The sequence below is a fragment of the Streptomyces sp. NPDC006332 genome (assembly GCF_040612855.1).
Classification (GTDB): Bacteria; Actinomycetota; Actinomycetes; order Streptomycetales; family Streptomycetaceae; genus Streptomyces.
In genome coordinates this window covers 137,805-154,507 of record NZ_JBEXRA010000019.1, presented here as the reverse complement: position 1 = coordinate 154,507, position 16,703 = coordinate 137,805, and the positions used below count along the sequence as shown (strand labels likewise).

Genomic DNA, 16,703 nt, shown 5'->3' with positions numbered 1-16,703 from the left:
GCGGCCGAAGTTGGCGGGGTCGGTGAAGCCGAGGTGGACGGCCACCGTCCGGGCGTCCCACCGGGCACTTCCCAGCAGGCGCCGGGCTTCCAGGATTCTTCCGTTTCTCGGGCGATCACACCAACACCCGAATGTATGAATGAATGGTGAACCCCTGATCCCGTCGTGGTTATGATGTGGCCCAAGAACGCCGTTAAATTAAGACAAGCTGGGATTTCCCATCCCTGTATAGCCACAGTATTGGGGCGCAATACGTGAAGGCTCTCGTGCTCTCCGGGGGAGCGGGCACCCGCCTCCGTCCGATCACCCACACCTCGGCGAAACAGCTCGTGCCGGTCGCCAACAAACCCGTTCTCTTCTACGGCCTCGAAGCGATCGCCGAAGCGGGGATCAGCGAGGTCGGCATCGTCGTCGGCGACACCGCGGACGAGATCCGTGAGGCGGTCGGCGACGGCTCCCTCTTCGGGATCAAGGTCACCTACATCCCGCAGGAAGCACCGCTGGGCCTCGCCCACGCCGTGCTCATCGCGCAGGACTTCCTGGGCGACGACGACTTCGTCATGTACCTCGGCGACAACTTCATCGTCGGCGGCATCACCGGTCTGGTGGACGAATTCCGGGCCGAGCGGCCCGAGGCGCAGATCCTGCTGACCAAGGTGCCCAACCCCACCTCCTTCGGAGTCGCGGAACTCGACGGTGACGGCCGGGTGGTCGGCCTGGAGGAGAAGCCGACGCAACCGAAGAGCGATCTGGCGCTCGTCGGCGTCTACCTGTTCACGTCGGCGATCCACGAGGCCGTCCGCTCCATCGAGCCCTCCTGGCGTGGCGAGCTGGAGATCACGCACGCCATTCAGTGGCTGATCGACACCCGGCGTGACGTCCGCTCCACCACCATCCACGGCTACTGGAAGGACACCGGCAACGTCACCGACATGCTGGAGGTCAACCGGTCCGTCCTGGAGACCGTGGAGCCGCTGAACGAGGGCACCGCGGACGAGGGCAGCGAGATCATCGGCCGGGTGCGGATCGAGGAGGGCGCCCGGGTCAGCGGCAGCCGGATCGTCGGACCCGCGATCATCGGTGCCGGCTCGGTGGTCAACGACGCGTACATCGGCCCCTTCACCTCGGTCTCGGAGGACTGCCGGATCGAGGACAGCGAGATCGAGTACTCCATCGTGCTGCGCGGTTCGTCCGTGACCGGCGTGCGCCGGGTGGAGGCCTCACTCATCGGGCGTGACGTCGAGGTCACGCCCGCTCCCCGTAACCCCAAGGCCCACCGGCTCGTGCTCGGTGATCACAGCAAGGTGCAGATTTCTTCATGACGGCCCCTTCGGTCCCTTCCACCCGCCCGACCCGGATCCTGGTGACCGGCGGTGCCGGTTTCATCGGCTCGCACTACGTCCGTACGCTGCTCGGTCCCGGGGGACCCGGTGATGTCGCGATCACCGTCCTGGACAAGCTGACGTACGCGGGCAACCCGGCCAACCTCGACGAGGTGCGCACCCACCCCGGATTCGCCTTCGTGCAGGGTGACATCTGCGACCCCGAACTGGTCGGCAAGCTGATGGCCGAGCACGACGAGGTCGTGCACTTCGCCGCCGAGTCGCACGTCGACCGCTCCATCGACGGGGGCGCGGAGTTCGTCCGCACCAACGTGGTCGGCACGCACACGCTCATCGACGCGGCGCACCGGGCCGGCATCAAGACGTTCGTGCACATCTCCACCGACGAGGTCTACGGCTCGATCGACGAGGGCTCCTGGCCCGAGACCCACCCCCTGGAGCCCAACTCGCCCTACTCCTCGGCGAAGGCCTCCAGCGACCTGATCGCGCTGTCGTACCACCGCACCCACGGCCTGGACGTCCGCGTCACCCGCTGCTCCAACAACTACGGGCACCACCACTTCCCCGAGAAGGTCATCCCGCTCTTCGTGACCAACCTCCTCGACGGCAAGAAGGTCCCGCTGTACGGCGACGGCGGCAACGTCCGCGACTGGCTGCACATCGACGACCACGTCCAGGGCATCGACCTGGTCCGCACCAAGGGCCGTGCGGGCGAGGTCTACAACATCGGCGGCGGCACCGAGCTGTCCAACAAGGAGCTCACCGGGCTGCTGCTGGCGGCGTGCGGCGCCGACTGGGAGACCAGCGTCGAGTACGTCGAGGACCGCAAGGGCCACGACCGCCGCTACTCCGTCGACTGCACCAAGATCCGCGAGGAACTCGGCTACGAGCCCCGCAAGAGCTTCGAACAGGGCCTGGCCGAGACGGTCCAGTGGTACCGCGACAACCGGGCCTGGTGGGAGCCGCTGAAGGAGCGCGCGGCGCTGAGCTGACGCTTCAACCCCCTCCACGGGCCCGGGTCCGCCCGGGCCCGTTCCGCTCAGCGGCACACCCGAGCGTCGCAGCCCACACGAGCGTCGCAGCCACACGAGCGTCGCGGCACAACAGAAGAGAAGAAGAGGCATGAACTCGACACGGGAACAGGCAAGCGCCCCGGCCGGCTGGCTGGTCACCGGGGCGGGCGGCATGCTCGGCCAGGACGTGCTGGCCGCGCTGGCCGCCGAGGGCGAGCCCTCCGTCGCGCTGGACCGCGCGGCGCTGGACCTCACCGACCCGGCGGCCGTGCAGCGGGCCCTGGAGCGGCACCGCCCCGCCGTGGTCGTCAACTGCGCGGCCTGGACCGCCGTGGACGACGCCGAGGCCCGCGAGGACGACGCACACAGCGTCAACGCCGACGGCCCGGCCCATCTCGCCCAGGCCTGCGCCCGCACCGGCTCCGTCCTGCTCCACGTCTCCACCGACTACGTCTTCGCCGGCGACGCCACCACGCCGTACGCCGAGGACGCCCCCACCGCCCCGCGCAGCGCGTACGGCCGCACCAAGCTCGCCGGCGAGCAGGCCGTCCTGAAGACCCTCCCGGACCTCGGCCACGTGGTCCGCACCGCCTGGCTGTACGGCGCGGGCGGCCCCAACTTCGTCCGCACCATGATCCGGCTGGCGGGTGAGCGGGAGACCGTGGACGTCGTGGACGACCAGCGTGGCCAGCCCACCTGGAGCGCCGACCTGGCGGGTCTGCTGCTCGCCCTGGGCCGCGGAGCCCTCGCCGGCACCGCCCCGGCCGGGATCTACCACGGCACCAGCTCCGGCGAGACCACCTGGTACGGCCTCACCCGGGAGATCTTCCGCCTGCTCGGCACCGACCCGGACCGGGTCCGCCCCACCACCAGCGAGGCATTCACCCGTCCCGCCCCCCGACCGACCTACAGCGTCCTCGGCCACGACCGCTTCCGGGCGGCCGGGATCGAGCCGCTGCGCGACTGGCGCGCGGCCCTCACCGAGGCATTCCCGGCGATCCACCGGGCCCAGACGAAGGAGAATCCGGCGTGACGGTCAAGGTCAGCGTCGTCATCGCGGTCTACAACCCGGGCAAGTACGTCGAGGACTGCGTCTCGTCCGTGTTGCGTCAGAGCCTCACCCCCGACGAGTTCGAGGTCTTCTTCGTCGACGACGGCTCCACCGACGAGACGCCCGCCCGCCTGGACCAGCTGGCGGCCGAGCACCCGCATCTCCACGTCATCCACCAGGAGTCCTCCGGCTGGTCCGGCCGCCCCCGCAACACCGGCATCGCGGCCGCCCAGGGCGAGTACGTGATGTTCGTCGACCACGACGACTGGCTCGGCGACGAGGCACTGGAGCGGATGTACGACTACGGCAAGGCGAACGACGCCGACGTGGTCGTCGGCAAGATGATCGGCATCGGCCGCCCGGTCCCGCAGGAGCTGTTCCGGGTCAACCGGCCGCGCGCCACGGTGGAGAACGCGCCGCTGATCGACAGCCTCACCCCGCACAAGATGTTCCGCCGGGAGTTCCTGAACGAGCACGACATCCGCTTCAAGGAGGGCCGCCGCCGGCTGGAGGACCACGTCTTCGTCGCCGAGGCGTACCTCCGGGCGAAGAGCGTCGCCGTCCTCGGCGACTACCCGTGCTACTACCACATCACCCGGGACGACGGCTCCAACGCCGGCTTCCAGCGCTTCGACCCGGTCGGCTACTTCGGCAACCTCCGTGAGGCCCTCGACGTGGTCGAGGAACTCACCGAGCCGGGACCGCTGCGCGACAAGCTGTACAGCCGCTGGCTGCGGGTCGAGATGGTCGAGCGGCTGCGCGGCAACCGGCTCCTCAAACTCCCCGAGGACTACGCCGAGGAGCTCTACCGGGAGATCCGCGGCGTCGTCACCGAACGCTTCGGACCGGGCGTGTTCGCCTGTGTCGCCCCCACCCAGCGGGTGGTCGCCGGCCTGGTCGCCGCCGACCTCTACCAGGACGTCCGCGCGCTCGCCCGCTGGGAGGCCGAGCTCAGACCCACCGGCCGCCTGACCTCCCTGGCCTGGGAGAACGGCGCCCTGAACCTCGACTTCAGCGCCGAGTACGAGGTCGACGGCGCCCCGATGACGTTCCGCCGGGACGGCGACCGCGATCTGCTCGGCCTGCCCCTCTCCGAGAAGGCCCTGGAGGCACTGGCCGGGCAGGGCATCACCCTCGACGCCCCGGTGGGCGGCAGCGGTGTGGACCTGGTGGTCCGGCACCGCGACGACGCCACCCAGTACTACCTCCCGCTGGACAGCGAACCGCACCGGCTGGACGCCGGGAAGGGCTCGTTCCGCCAGCAGATCACCGCACGTGCCGTGCTCGACCCGGAGACCGCGGCCGGGGGCGCGCCCCTGGCCAAGGGCATCTGGGACCTGCACCTGCGCATCAGGTCCTGCGGCTGGAGCAAGGAGACCCGGCTCGGCGCGGTGCGCGGCGAGGACGTGGAGGCCGGGCGCCTGCCCGCACTCACCGGTGAGCCGAGGCGGCTGGTCCTGCCGTACTGGACGGACGGGCCGGGCAATCTCTCCCTCGACGTCGACCAGCACACCGCCAAGCTGGAGCGGGAGGCGGTGGCCCTGATGAACCCGGCCGCGGCCGTGGTCGACGGCTCCACGGTCCGCCTCCCGCTGCCGCTGCACGTCACGGCGGGCGCCTCGAACCCGGTATTGCTGCGCTTCGAGCGCAAGAACGTGGGCAAGTTCCCAGCCGACGCCGTGGTGGACGGCCGTACCGTGAGCGCCCCGCTGCCGCTGGCGAAGATCACCGGGCAGCGCTGGGCCGTCCGGATCGGTGTGCCGTCGCCCGCCCGCGGCGGGGCACACTGGACCCGGCTCCCGATCGACGTGGTGGTGGACGCCGACGGCACCGCCGAGGTGATCGACCGGCACACCCCCTCGGTCAAGCCCGCCGTGCAACAGGCCGCCCCGCCGCGTCCGTTGTGGCGCCGGGCCGCCGGGCGCCTCAAGCGTGCCCTGACCAACCAGCAGAAGAAGAGCTGAGGACCCCGAGATGCGACCTCTTTCGATTTCCGGCGCCTGGGTGCACGAACCGAAGATCTTCCCCGACGGCCGGGGCAGCTTCCACGAGTGGTTCAAGGCCCCGGTCTTCACCGAGGCGGTCGGCCACCGGCTCAGCCTGGCCCAGGCCAACATGTCCGTCTCCAGCCTGGGCACCCTGCGCGGCATCCACTTCGCCGACGTGCCGCCCGGCCAGGCCAAATACGTCAAGTGTGTGCGCGGCGCGGTCCTCGACGTGATCGTGGACATCAGGACCGGCTCGCCCACCTTCGGCCAGTGGGAGGCGGTCCGCCTGGACGACCGGGACCACCACGCGGTCTACCTCTCCGAGGGACTCGGGCACGGCTTCATGGCGCTCACCGAGGACGCCACCGTGGTCTACCTCTGCTCCGAGGGGTACGCGCCCGAGCGTGAGCACGGCATCCACCCGCTGGACCCGGCCCTCGGCATCGACTGGCCCGCGGACCTCACCCCGCAGCTCTCCGCCAAGGACGAGCAGGCGCCCACCCTGGCCCAGGCTCAGGAGCAGGGCCTGCTGCCCTCCTACGAGGAGTGCGTGGCCTACCGGGAGAGCCTCGGCGGCTGAACCGGGGACATCCGGGTACGACCGGCCGCCCGCCCCCGTACCCGGACCTGGTTTGACCCCTTCGGCCACGGCCCCGTAACCTGGACCGTCGGCGTGTCCCTAGACGTGCCACATCCCCGTAAACCTCATCCTCCAGGGCACTGGGTGCTCCGGAGAGGCCGTCCGCGTGCCGGGTGGCTGGACTGCGGGGGTGCCGTTCCCGAGCGAGAGAGTGAGATCCGCGTGTACGCCATCGTGCGCAGCGGTGGTCGCCAGCACAAGGTTGCTGTCGGCGACATCGTTGAGGTTGACAAGATTTCCACTGCCAAGGTTGGCGACACGGTCGAGCTCTCGACCCTGCTCGTTGTCGACGGCGACGCTGTGACCAGCGACCCGTGGGTGCTGGCCGGCATCAAGGTCCAGGCCGAGGTCGTGGACCACCACAAGGGTGTGAAGATCGACATCCTTCGCTACAAGAACAAGACCGGCTACCGCCGTCGTCAGGGCCACCGCCAGCAGTACACGGCGATCAAGGTCACTGAGATCCCCGCGGCTGCGAAGTAAGGGACTGAGGAGAGATGGCACACAAGAAGGGCGCATCGTCCACCCGGAACGGTCGCGACTCGAATGCCCAGCGGCTCGGCGTGAAGCGCTTCGGCGGTCAGGTCGTCAACGCGGGTGAGATCCTGGTCCGCCAGCGCGGCACCCACTTCCACCCCGGCGCGGGCGTCGGCCGTGGCGGCGACGACACGCTGTTCGCGCTGCTGCCCGGTTCGGTGCAGTTCGGCACGCACCGTGGCCGCAAGGTCGTGAACATCGTTCCGGTCGCCTGATCGGAAGCTTTCGCGAGGCGGACCTCACTTCCCTCCACGGGAAGCGGGTCCGCCTTTCGCGTGTTGATCCAAGAACAATCCCGTACCTAACTGGAGGCACATCCCATGACCACCTTCGTGGACCGCGTCGAGCTGCACGTCGCCGCGGGTAACGGAGGCCACGGCTGTGCCTCCGTCCACCGTGAGAAGTTCAAGCCGCTGGGCGGCCCCGACGGCGGCAACGGCGGACGCGGCGGCGACGTGACCCTCACCGTCGACCAGTCCGTCACCACGCTGCTCGACTACCACCACTCCCCGCACCGCAAGGCCACCAACGGCAAGCCCGGCGAGGGCGGCAACCGCTCCGGCAAGGACGGCCAGGACCTGGTGCTGCCGGTCCCGGACGGCACCGTCGTCCTGGACAAGGCCGGCAACGTGCTCGCCGACATGGTCGGCCAGGGGACGTCGTACGTCGCCGCGCAGGGCGGCCGGGGCGGGCTCGGCAACGCGGCGCTGGCCTCCGCCCGCCGCAAGGCGCCCGGGTTCGCGTTGCTCGGTGAGCCGGGTGGCCTGCAGGACATCGTCCTGGAGCTGAAGACGGTCGCCGATGTGGCGCTGGTGGGCTACCCGAGCGCCGGCAAGTCGTCCCTCATCTCCGTGCTGAGCGCCGCCAAGCCGAAGATCGCGGACTACCCGTTCACCACCCTGGTGCCCAACCTGGGCGTCGTCACGGCCGGTTCGACCGTCTACACGATCGCCGACGTGCCCGGACTCATCCCGGGCGCCAGCCAGGGCAAGGGGCTGGGCCTGGAGTTCCTGCGGCACGTGGAGCGGTGCAGTGTGCTGGTGCACGTACTGGACACGGCGACCCTGGAGTCCGACCGTGACCCGGTCTCCGACCTGGACATCATCGAGGCCGAACTGCGTGAGTACGGCGGCCTCGACAACCGTCCCCGCATCGTCGTCCTGAACAAGATCGACGTACCGGACGGCAAGGACCTCGCCGAGATGGTGCGGCCGGACCTGGAGGCGCGCGGCTACCGGGTCTTCGAGGTGTCGGCCGTGGCGCACAAGGGGCTGAAGGAGCTGTCGTTCGGGCTGGCCGAGCTGGTCGCCAAGTCGCGGGCCGCCAAGCCCAAGGAGGAGGCGACCCGGATCGTCATCCGGCCCAAGGCCGTGGACGACGCGGGCTTCACGGTCACGCAGGAGGACGACGGTCTGTTCCGGGTGCGTGGTGAGAAGCCCGAACGCTGGGTGCGGCAGACCGACTTCAGCAACGACGAGGCCGTCGGCTACCTCGCCGACCGGCTCAACCGCCTCGGTGTGGAAGAGGAGTTGATGAAGGCGGGCGCCCGGTCCGGCGACGGTGTCGCGATCGGTCCCGAGGACAACGCGGTCGTCTTCGACTGGGAGCCGACGATGATGTCTGGCGCCGAGATGCTGGGCCGCCGCGGTGAGGACCACCGCTTCGAGGAGCCCCGGCCCGCCGCGCAGCGACGCCGCGACAAGCAGGCGGAACGGGACGAGGCGACGCAGGAGTTCGACGACTTCGAGCCGTTCTAGGGGAATCAGCCCCTAGAGGGGAACACCCTCTAGGGGAATCAGCCCCCGCCGCGGCACTGGTGCCCGCCGCGGCGCTCGCCATGGGACGACCCGGCAGGGTGGGTTAACTCCAGGAAAAGCTTCGGCATACGGAAGGGCAACCAACCGCCGCTCCGGCTCGTCGTATTGGGCAGTGCGGATGAGGATCTTGAACCTCTCCGCCGTCAGCTGCCCTTCCGACAGCCGGAGTCGACGTGCCCGATCCTGTTTCCGCTCGCAGCGGCCGACGTGCCGTGCTCGACGGCGACGGTCCTCCTGAGCAGGTCGTCGCGACGGTCGCGGAGAACGCGTACAGCAGCGCAGTCCGGGTACCTCGCTCCGGTGCCCATGCCTTCTCCTTCGGCGCCGGCACCCTCGGCACGGTCGCGAACGGCGCCCGGCTCGACGAAGGGTTCCCGCGCTGAGTCGCGCGACCGGGGCCGCAGTGCGCGCTGCAATCCGCGCCCCGGCCGGCGCGCGCGGGCCCTGCGCAAGCCCGTCGGGTGTCCGCACCACACCGCCGCGCGCACCCCCGCCGAGCGGTTCCACCGCGCGTCCCCCCACTCGTACCACCTGATCACAGGAGCACCATGAGCAAGCGCAGGATCGGCCGAGGGCTCGCACTCGCGGCCGCCGTCACCGTCACCATGGCCGTCATCGCCCCGGTCACCGCCTCCGCCGCCGACGCCGCCCCCACCGCCGCCTCCGCGTCCCGGCCGCAGGACGACTTCAACGGCGACGGCTACGCGGACCTCGCGGTGGCCGCGCCCGACGCGACCGTCGACGGCAAGACCAAGGCCGGATACGTGGCCGTGATGTACGGCTCGGCGGACGGACTGAAGACCTCGACCAAGCAGGTGTTCAGCCAGAACACGGCCGGTGTCCCGGGCGCCGCCGAGACGGACGACCAGTTCGCCAGCGCGCTCGCCACCGACGACCTGGACCAGGACGGTTACGCGGACCTGGTCGTCGGCGTGGGCGGCGAGGACACTGAGTCCGGGGGCGTCAACTCCGGCTATGTGCAGGTCATATGGGGCGGCGCCCAGGGGCTCTCGGCGAGCTCCTCGCTGGCCACCGGCCGCGACGACGAGGGCCTGTGGGCCGAACTCGGCTCGCACGGCGCGCTCACGGTCGGCGACGTCGACGGTGACGGGGCCGTCGACCTGGCGGCCGTCGAGGGCAACTACAAACTCCGCGTGGTCAAGGGCCCGTTCGGGCGGGACGGTGCCACCAACGGCGGCGAGCAGGTCGTCACGGACGACTCCGACCCGCGCTTCCTGGACCTGGCCGCCGGTGACGTGAACGGCGACGGCGTCGACGACGTCGTCGGGACCATGCACGACGGTGACGAGGGCGACGCCCGCCGCATCACCTACTGGCAGGGCACGCCGGAGGGCCTCAAGCAGGGCGTGTGGGTCGCCGGCGCCAACGGCCAGCGGCTGCAGGGCGGCGAGTCCCTCGACCTCGGCGACGTGAACGCGGACGGCTACGACGACATCGTCGTGGGCCGCCGGGACGGTCAGGACAGTGACCTCATGACGCCGATCCCCAAGGGCGGCCGTATCGCCGTCGTGCCCGGCGGCGCGAGCGGTCCCGCCGGTGCGAAGGCGACCTACCTCAACCAGGACAGCGCCGGTGTCCCGGGCGCCGCCGAGCTGGGCGACGCCTTCGGAGCCGACGTGTCGGTCGCCGACGTCAACGGCGACGGCTACGCGGACGTCGCGGCGGGTGTGCCCGGCGAGGACTTCGACGGGCTGACCGCGGCCGGCAGCGTGGTCGTGCTGCGCGGCGGCGCCGCGGGCCTGACCGGCACCGGCGCCCAGTCCTTCAGCCAGGACACCGACGGGGTGCCCGGCGCGGCGGAGAGCAACGACCTCTTCGGCTGGAGCACCCGTCTCCTGGACGCGAACCACGACGGCCGCGCCGAACTCGCGGTCGGCGCCACCGGCGAGAACACGAACGCCGGATCGGTGTGGGTGTTCAGGTCGACGGCGTCCGGCATCACGGCTAACAACTCGCTCACCTTCGGCGCCGGCACCCTCGGCACCGTCGCGACGAAGGCACGGCTCGGCTCGGGGTTCGCCTACTGAGCGGAGCACCAGACGTGCGGGCCGCCGTCGAGGCGGCACCCGGACGGCTGAACAAGTCCGATGAACCGGATATACCCGTCGGCTGAACAAAACCGACGAAACGTCAACTGACGACTCGTAAGACCCGTTGCGACCAACTAACGTTCATTGTGTGGTTCCTCTGTCGCAACGGGTCTTCTGTTGTCAGCTTATATGTCATGTACGCGAAGGGTTGTGTTCAGCGGGCGGACCGCCCGGCGGGCGAGTTTCCAAAGGTCCACGAGGCAAGCGAGGCAGGGGAGTTCGCCCGATGACCGGAGCAGTATCGCCCGACCGACGCAGATTCCTGGCCGGCGGCGCCGCCGTACTCGGCGCCGCGGCCTCCGCCCAGCTCTGGCTGCCGAGCACCGCTCGCGCGGCCGAGGCCAAGCTCCCTGACGGTGTGTTCAGTCTCGGTGTCGCCTCCGGCGACCCCTTGCCGGACGGCGTGGTGATCTGGACGCGGCTCGCTCCCGACCCGCTGAACGGCGGCGGCATGCCCAACGCCACCGTCTCCGTGCAGTGGGAGGTCGCCGAGGACGAGCGCTTCCGGAAGGTCGTACGCCGGGGCACCGCTCACGCCCAGCCCACGTACGGGCACAGCGTTCACGTCGATGTACGGGGCCTGCGTGCGGGCCGGGCGTACTGGTACCGCTTCCGCGCCGCCGGCCAGCTCTCGCGCACCGGCCGCACCCGCACCGCCCCCGCCGCGACCAGCTCCGGCGGCAGCCTTCGGGTCGCGCTCGCCTCCTGCCAGAACTGGCAGCACGGCTACTTCACGCCGTACGCCGACATGCTGGCCCAGGACCCCGACGTCGTCCTGTTCGTCGGCGACTACATCTACGAGTCGGCGCCCTCGGCGACGGCCGTACGGCGGCACGAGGGCGCCGGTGAGCCGTACAGCCTCACCCAGTACCGCAACCGGTACGCCCAGTACCGCAGCGATCCCGACCTCGCGAAGATGCACGCCAACGCGCCCTTCGTGGTCAGCTTCGACGACCACGAGGTCGACAACGACTTCGCCGGCGAGATCCCGCAGGACCCGGACAAGCAGACGCACGACGCGTTCGTGGCCCGGCTCACCGCCGCCTACCAGGCGTACTACGAGCACATGCCGGTGCGCGCGACGGCCGTGCCTGACGGGCCGCACATCCGGATGTACCGCCGTCTGGAGTTCGGCCGCCTGGCCCGGCTCAACGTGCTGGACACCCGGCAGTTCCGCAGCGACCAGGCGACCAGCCAGGCCGGTGCCCAGGACCCGAAGCTGACCATGCTGGGTGCCCGGCAGAAGCAGTGGCTGCTCGACGGACTGCGCCGCTCACCCGCCCGGTGGAACCTGATCGCCTCTCAGATCATGATGGCCGAGACCGACCTGCAGATCGGCGAGGGCAAGCTCTGGTACTACGACGCCTGGGACGGCTACCAGGCCGAACGCAACGCCCTGCTGAAGGAGTTCAGGAGCGTCCGCAACCCTGTCGTGCTCAGCGGTGACCGGCACCTGACGATGATCAGCGACCTCAAGCAGGACTACGCCGCGGCGAAGTCCGCGGTCGTCGGCGCCGAGTTCGTCGGTACCTCCATCTCCAGCAACGGCGACCAGGACCAGGCGGCCTTCCATAAGGAATGGGACCCGCGCATGGCGGACAACCCGCACTGGAAGCTGCTCGACGCCCACCGCGGCTACCACCTCTTCGACATCGGCCGCGACCGCATCGACGCCCGGGTCCGGGTCGTCGACACGGTGCTCACGCCGCGGTCCACGCCCAGCACGCTGGCCAGGCTGCGGGTCGACGCGGGAAGGCCAGGCGTCCGTCTGGTGTGACCCGGACCAATGAGAGCGGTCCGGCGGGAGCCTGGGACTCGTCCGTGTCCCGGGTTCCCCGTTCGCGGTGAAGGAGGCGACGGCCGAGCACGGCGTCGCCTCCTCGGGCTGCCGGGAAAGCTCCTGAGGCCGGTTCAGGGTGCGGCGAACCGTTCCCTTATCCCCGCCGAGACCGAAATGCTGCTAAATCTTGACAACGAATTCCTCGGAGGAACCCTCTGACCGCTGAGTCCATTCGGGTGCGCGCTCACCGCCGCGCGGCGAAGCTGCGGCGGTATCCAGGTGGCGGGTGTTACGCTCCGCAATGACTGACACCTGTGGAGTTACTCACAGCAATTCCCAGGCCGTCACCCGTCCGGCGGAACGGACTCACCCAATCACCAGCAGGTCAAGGTGAATGTCGGGTTGCGTGCACATATGCAGCGAACGGCGCTCACCTTGCACAGCGGTAACCCGGGGTGGGACCATTTCCACGTTCCCTGTCGCCCCAAGGTAGGTCAACCTGTGTCACAGCACATAGCCAAGCCCCGTACCACCGCAGTGATCCTGGCCGGTGGCACCGGCCAGCGCGTGGGTCTGTCGATTCCCAAGCAGCTGCTGAAGATCGCCGGCAAGGCAGTCATCGAGCACACCCTGACGACCTTCGAGAAGGCCGACTCGATCGACGACATCATCGTGCTGATGGCGCCGGGCTATGTACCGGACATCGAGAAGATCGTCGCCAAGGCCGGGTTCAAGAAGGTCAAGAAGATCATCGAGGGTGGCTCCACCCGGAACGAGACGACCGAGCGCGCCATCACCGCCCTGGGCGAGGGGCTGGCGGACGGCGAGGACCTCAACGTCCTGTTCCACGACGCCGTACGCCCCCTGCTGTCGCGCCGCGTCATCGACGACTGCGTGGTCGCCCTGGAGCGCTTCCAGGCCGTCGACGTCGCCATCCCGTCCGCGGACACCATCATCGTCACGCGCACGCACGGCGAGGACGGCGAGTTCATCACCGAGATCCCGGACCGCTCCCGGCTGCGCCGCGGCCAGACGCCCCAGGCGTTCAAGCTGTCCACGATCAAGCGGGCCTACGAGGTCGCCTCCGGCGACCCCAACTTCCAGGCCACGGACGACTGCTCCGTCGTGCTCAAGTACCTGCCGGACGTGCCGATCCACGTCGTGGCGGGCGACGAGTACAACATGAAGGTCACCCAGCCGGTCGACGTCTTCATCGCCGACAAGCTGTTCCAGCTGGCCTCCACCGCCACGCCCGAGCAGAAGGGCGAGGAGCTCTACCACGAGCTGCTGACCGGCAAGACGGTCGTCGTCTTCGGCGGTTCCTACGGCATCGGCAAGGACATCGCGGAACTCGCCGAGTCCTACGGCGCCAAGGTGTACGCGCTCGGCCGCTCCACCACCGGCACCCACGTCGAGAACCCCGAGGAGGTCGACGACGCGCTGTCCAAGGCGTACGGCGAGACCGGGCGCATCGACTACGTCGTCAACACCGCGGGCGTGCTGCGCATCGGCAAGCTGGCGGAGACCGACAACGCGACCATCGAGGAAGCGCTGAAGGTCAACTACCTGGCCCCGGTGCAGATCGCCCGGTCGTCGTACAAGTACCTCGCCGAGACCAAGGGCCAGCTGCTGCTGTACACCTCCAGCAGCTACACCCGCGGCCGCGCCGAGTACAGCCTCTACTCCTCGACCAAGGCCGCCATGGTGAACCTCACCCAGGCCCTGTCCGACGAGTGGGCCGGTGACGGCATCCGGGTGAACTGTGTGAACCCGGAGCGCACCGCCACGCCGATGCGTACCAAGGCCTTCGGCCAGGAGCCGACGGGCAGCCTGCTGTCCTCCGAGGCGGTCGCCCGTACCTCGCTCGACGTGCTGCTCTCCGAGCTGACCGGTCACGTCATCGACGTCCGCCAGCAGGACCCGACGGCGGCGGCCGGCCAGGCCTCCGGCTTCGAGGCGGCGCTGGCCAGTGTCCTGGACCGCCAGGACGGCATGGCATAATCAACCTCAAATAGTCCTCTGTTGTTCAGGCCTCTGCGGCTGCCCGTTCACGGTGCATTCGCAGGGGCCTGAGCCGTAAAATCCCGGAGTCTTCACCATTCGTTTTCCGGACCTTTTCGGCAATGGCAACCGGCACCCCTCCCAGAGCAGGTTCTCCGTGATATCCACCGCTATTCGCGTCGCCCGGGTGGGCAGTGCGGCCCAGCTGGCCGCGGCGGTCCTCATGATTGCGGGCTACCCCGCACTCATGCTGGCCGCGCTCGTCCCGAGCGTCCCCGCCTTCGCGGCCGCGGCCGCCGTGACGTACCTGGCGGACCACTATCTGCACCGCAAGGGCAGCTATCTGATCAACCGCCTCAGCAAGGTGCGCGCGGGGCTGTCGATCCGCTTTTTGATCAGGCAACTCCTGCTGATCCTGCTGCTGGCCCGGCTCGCCCTCTCGGACAGCCTGATCTTCTACGGGGCCACTGCCTGCTTCATCGCGTTCTACGGCCTCCAGGCACCGCACGGCGCCCTGGTGACGCTGATCCGCAACCGGCGACGGATGCCGGTGGCTACCCGCAACATCGACCTGGCCGCCCGCATCCGCATCCCGGACGCCCCGCCGAAGCGCCTGCTGAACCGCTCCGCCGAGAAGATGCTCCACCTCGACCTCGCGGCCGTGATCGGCATACTCGTGTCAGCGCAGCTGGACTCGGCCGTGGCCGGCTTCATCGGCATCGGCGTCACGCTGGTCCTCGGCTGCGTGTACGTCCTCGCGCTGATGCCGTACGTACGCGGCCGCAAGGTCCCGCCGAACGCCGAGAAGGTCCTGGCCGCGATCGACGGCTGGCTGCGCGAGTACCGGCCCGAGACGGTGCTGTACTTCTCCGGCTCCAAGGACTCCGCCTACCAGGTCAACATGTGGCTGGAGACCATGGAGCAGCTGGACTCCACGCCGCTGATCATCCTGCGTGAGCGGGCCATCCTGAACAACCTGGCGCCGACCACGGTCCCCGTCATCTGCGTGCCCGGAGGGGTGCACCTGATGAACATGGACCTGGCCACCGTGCGGGTCGCGATGTACGCGGCGAACGTCGGCAAGAACATCCACATGCTGCGCGTCCCCACCATGAAGCACGTCTTCATCGGCCACGGCGACAGCGACAAGCTGGCCAGCGTCAACCCGTTCAGCAAGGTCTACGACGAGGTGTGGACCGCGGGCCGGGCGGGCCGCGACCGCTACGCCATCGCCGACGTCGGTGTCCGCGACGACGACATCGTCGAGGTCGGCCGCCCGCAGCTGGCGCCGATCCAGACCTGGCAGGGCGGGGCCGGGGCCCCCGGCGGCGAGGCCGCCGACGGAAGTTTCCGCACGGTCCTGTACGCGCCCACCTGGGAGGGCTGGGACGACAACCCCGGCAACACCTCCATCCTGCTGGCCGGCGAGAACATCGTGAAGAAGCTGATCAACGCCGACCCGCCGGTCCGTGTCCTGTACAAGCCGCACCCGTTCACCGGCACCCGCAGCGCCCAGGCCAAGGCCGCCCACCAGCGGATCAAGGCCCTGGTCGGGAAGGCCACCGCCGCCCGGGCCGCCGACCCGCGCTTCACCTCCGACGCGGCCGCCCAGGCCAAGGCCAAGGCGGACCTGACCCGGATCGAGGCCCGGATCGCCGAGCTGGTGGGCACCCGCGACGAGAAGGGCGACGAGGCCGAGGCCACCCGTGACGGTCTGGTCGACGTCAAGAAGCACGAGGAGATCGCCCGGCTGCGGGCCGAGTGGAACGACGCCTACTGGCGTTCCTTCCCGGCCTGGGAGCACCGGGTCATCACGGGTGCCCAGCCGCGCCTGTACGACTGCTTCAACGTCTCCGACGCCATGGTCTCCGACATCTCCAGCGTGGTCTCCGACTTCATCGCGAGCGGCAAGCCGTACGCGGTCACGGACTCCGCGGAGCTGGGCGTGGAGGAGTTCAAGCGGCAGAACACGGCGGTGCGTGCCGCGGTGATCCTGTCCAACAGCGCGGCCGAGCTGGGCGAACTGCTGGAGGCGGTCCGTGCCCCCGAAGCTGATCCGCTGGCCGAGGACCGCAGCGAGCTGAAGCAGTACCTGCTGGGCCCGGACGAGCCGACCTCCATCGAGCAGTTCAACACCGCGGTGGCGAACCTCGCGCTCAAGGCCGAGGCGCGCAACGTCGGTCAGGAGTCACGCAAGTCGGCCGGAGTGGCGGGGGCCGACGAGGGACTGGCCGACGCGATGCTCGCCCAGCCGACGTCGGCGGCCGGCGAGGCGGACGACATGATCGCGTGACGGTGTGACCGCCTGACGGTGTGACCGTCTGACGGACGCGGATCCGGTGTCATTGACGACAGGGCCCGGTTTTTCGAGGAGTGATTCTCGAAAAACCGGGCCCTGCCGCGTATGTAGGGGTGTTCGGAG

Annotated in this window: 13 protein-coding genes; all 13 read left to right on the top strand. The window is 69.6% G+C overall.

Annotation, left to right across the window (positions count from 1 at the left end; translation table 11 throughout):
- Window positions 1–254: 254 nt before the first annotated feature.
- A complete protein-coding gene (locus tag ABZ027_RS19410) occupies window positions 255–1,322 on the top strand; it encodes a glucose-1-phosphate thymidylyltransferase (protein ID WP_356769812.1) in 1,068 nt (355 codons plus the stop codon).
- Window positions 1,319–2,335 carry a dTDP-glucose 4,6-dehydratase gene (rfbB, locus tag ABZ027_RS19405; RefSeq protein ID WP_356769810.1) on the top strand — a complete coding sequence of 339 codons (1,017 nt, stop codon included), beginning with the start codon at window positions 1,319–1,321 and terminating at the stop codon, window positions 2,333–2,335. Before ABZ027_RS19410 ends, rfbB begins: the two co-directional genes overlap by 4 nt.
- A gap of 130 nt (window positions 2,336–2,465) precedes the next feature.
- Window positions 2,466–3,389, top strand: a complete 924-nt coding sequence (gene rfbD / locus ABZ027_RS19400; RefSeq protein ID WP_356769808.1) for a dTDP-4-dehydrorhamnose reductase — start codon at window positions 2,466–2,468, stop codon at window positions 3,387–3,389.
- Window positions 3,386–5,371, top strand: a complete 1,986-nt coding sequence (locus tag ABZ027_RS19395; protein WP_356769806.1) for a glycosyltransferase — start codon at window positions 3,386–3,388, stop codon at window positions 5,369–5,371. Before rfbD ends, ABZ027_RS19395 begins: the two co-directional genes overlap by 4 nt.
- A 10-nt stretch (window positions 5,372–5,381) precedes the next feature.
- The gene (rfbC, locus tag ABZ027_RS19390; RefSeq protein ID WP_356769804.1) at window positions 5,382–5,975 is read left to right on the top strand and encodes a dTDP-4-dehydrorhamnose 3,5-epimerase; all 594 of its coding nucleotides are present in this window, start codon (window positions 5,382–5,384) and stop codon (window positions 5,973–5,975) included.
- A gap of 222 nt (window positions 5,976–6,197) precedes the next feature.
- The gene (rplU, locus tag ABZ027_RS19385) at window positions 6,198–6,518 is read left to right on the top strand and encodes a 50S ribosomal protein L21 (protein WP_007381993.1); all 321 of its coding nucleotides are present in this window, start codon (window positions 6,198–6,200) and stop codon (window positions 6,516–6,518) included.
- Window positions 6,519–6,532: 14 nt separating this feature from the next.
- Window positions 6,533–6,787, top strand: a complete 255-nt coding sequence (gene rpmA, locus ABZ027_RS19380; RefSeq protein WP_356769802.1) for a 50S ribosomal protein L27 — start codon at window positions 6,533–6,535, stop codon at window positions 6,785–6,787.
- Between the two features lie 105 nt (window positions 6,788–6,892).
- The gene (gene obgE, locus ABZ027_RS19375) at window positions 6,893–8,329 is read left to right on the top strand and encodes a GTPase ObgE (protein WP_356769800.1); all 1,437 of its coding nucleotides are present in this window, start codon (window positions 6,893–6,895) and stop codon (window positions 8,327–8,329) included.
- A gap of 233 nt (window positions 8,330–8,562) precedes the next feature.
- Window positions 8,563–8,772 carry a hypothetical protein gene (locus ABZ027_RS19370; RefSeq protein ID WP_356769798.1) on the top strand — a complete coding sequence of 70 codons (210 nt, stop codon included), beginning with the start codon at window positions 8,563–8,565 and terminating at the stop codon, window positions 8,770–8,772.
- A gap of 165 nt (window positions 8,773–8,937) precedes the next feature.
- Window positions 8,938–10,437: an FG-GAP repeat protein gene (locus ABZ027_RS19365; RefSeq protein ID WP_356769796.1), complete on the top strand. Its 1,500-nt coding sequence runs from the start codon at window positions 8,938–8,940 to the stop codon at window positions 10,435–10,437.
- Between the two features lie 289 nt (window positions 10,438–10,726).
- On the top strand, window positions 10,727–12,277 hold the full coding sequence (locus ABZ027_RS19360; protein ID WP_356769794.1) for an alkaline phosphatase D family protein: 1,551 nt from the start codon (window positions 10,727–10,729) through the stop codon (window positions 12,275–12,277).
- Between the two features lie 504 nt (window positions 12,278–12,781).
- Window positions 12,782–14,281, top strand: coding sequence for a bifunctional cytidylyltransferase/SDR family oxidoreductase (locus ABZ027_RS19355; RefSeq protein WP_356769792.1), 1,500 nt, complete (start codon window positions 12,782–12,784; stop codon window positions 14,279–14,281).
- A gap of 157 nt (window positions 14,282–14,438) precedes the next feature.
- Window positions 14,439–16,574, top strand: a complete 2,136-nt coding sequence (locus ABZ027_RS19350; RefSeq protein ID WP_356769790.1) for a hypothetical protein — start codon at window positions 14,439–14,441, stop codon at window positions 16,572–16,574.
- The last annotated feature ends 129 nt before the right edge of the window (window positions 16,575–16,703 follow it).

What these genes read in the sequence shown, in the direction of transcription:
- rfbB (WP_356769810.1), top strand. Translation starts at nt 1,319, where the DNA reads ATGACGGCCCCTTCGGTCCCTTCCACCCGCCCGACCCGGATCCTGGTG.
- rfbD (WP_356769808.1), top strand. Translation starts at nt 2,466, where the DNA reads ATGAACTCGACACGGGAACAGGCAAGCGCCCCGGCCGGCTGGCTGGTC.
- rfbC (WP_356769804.1), top strand. Translation starts at nt 5,382, where the DNA reads ATGCGACCTCTTTCGATTTCCGGCGCCTGGGTGCACGAACCGAAGATC.
- rpmA (WP_356769802.1), top strand. Translation starts at nt 6,533, where the DNA reads ATGGCACACAAGAAGGGCGCATCGTCCACCCGGAACGGTCGCGACTCG.
- obgE (WP_356769800.1), top strand. Translation starts at nt 6,893, where the DNA reads ATGACCACCTTCGTGGACCGCGTCGAGCTGCACGTCGCCGCGGGTAAC.
- ABZ027_RS19365 (WP_356769796.1), top strand. Translation starts at nt 8,938, where the DNA reads ATGAGCAAGCGCAGGATCGGCCGAGGGCTCGCACTCGCGGCCGCCGTC.
- ABZ027_RS19360 (WP_356769794.1), top strand. Translation starts at nt 10,727, where the DNA reads ATGACCGGAGCAGTATCGCCCGACCGACGCAGATTCCTGGCCGGCGGC.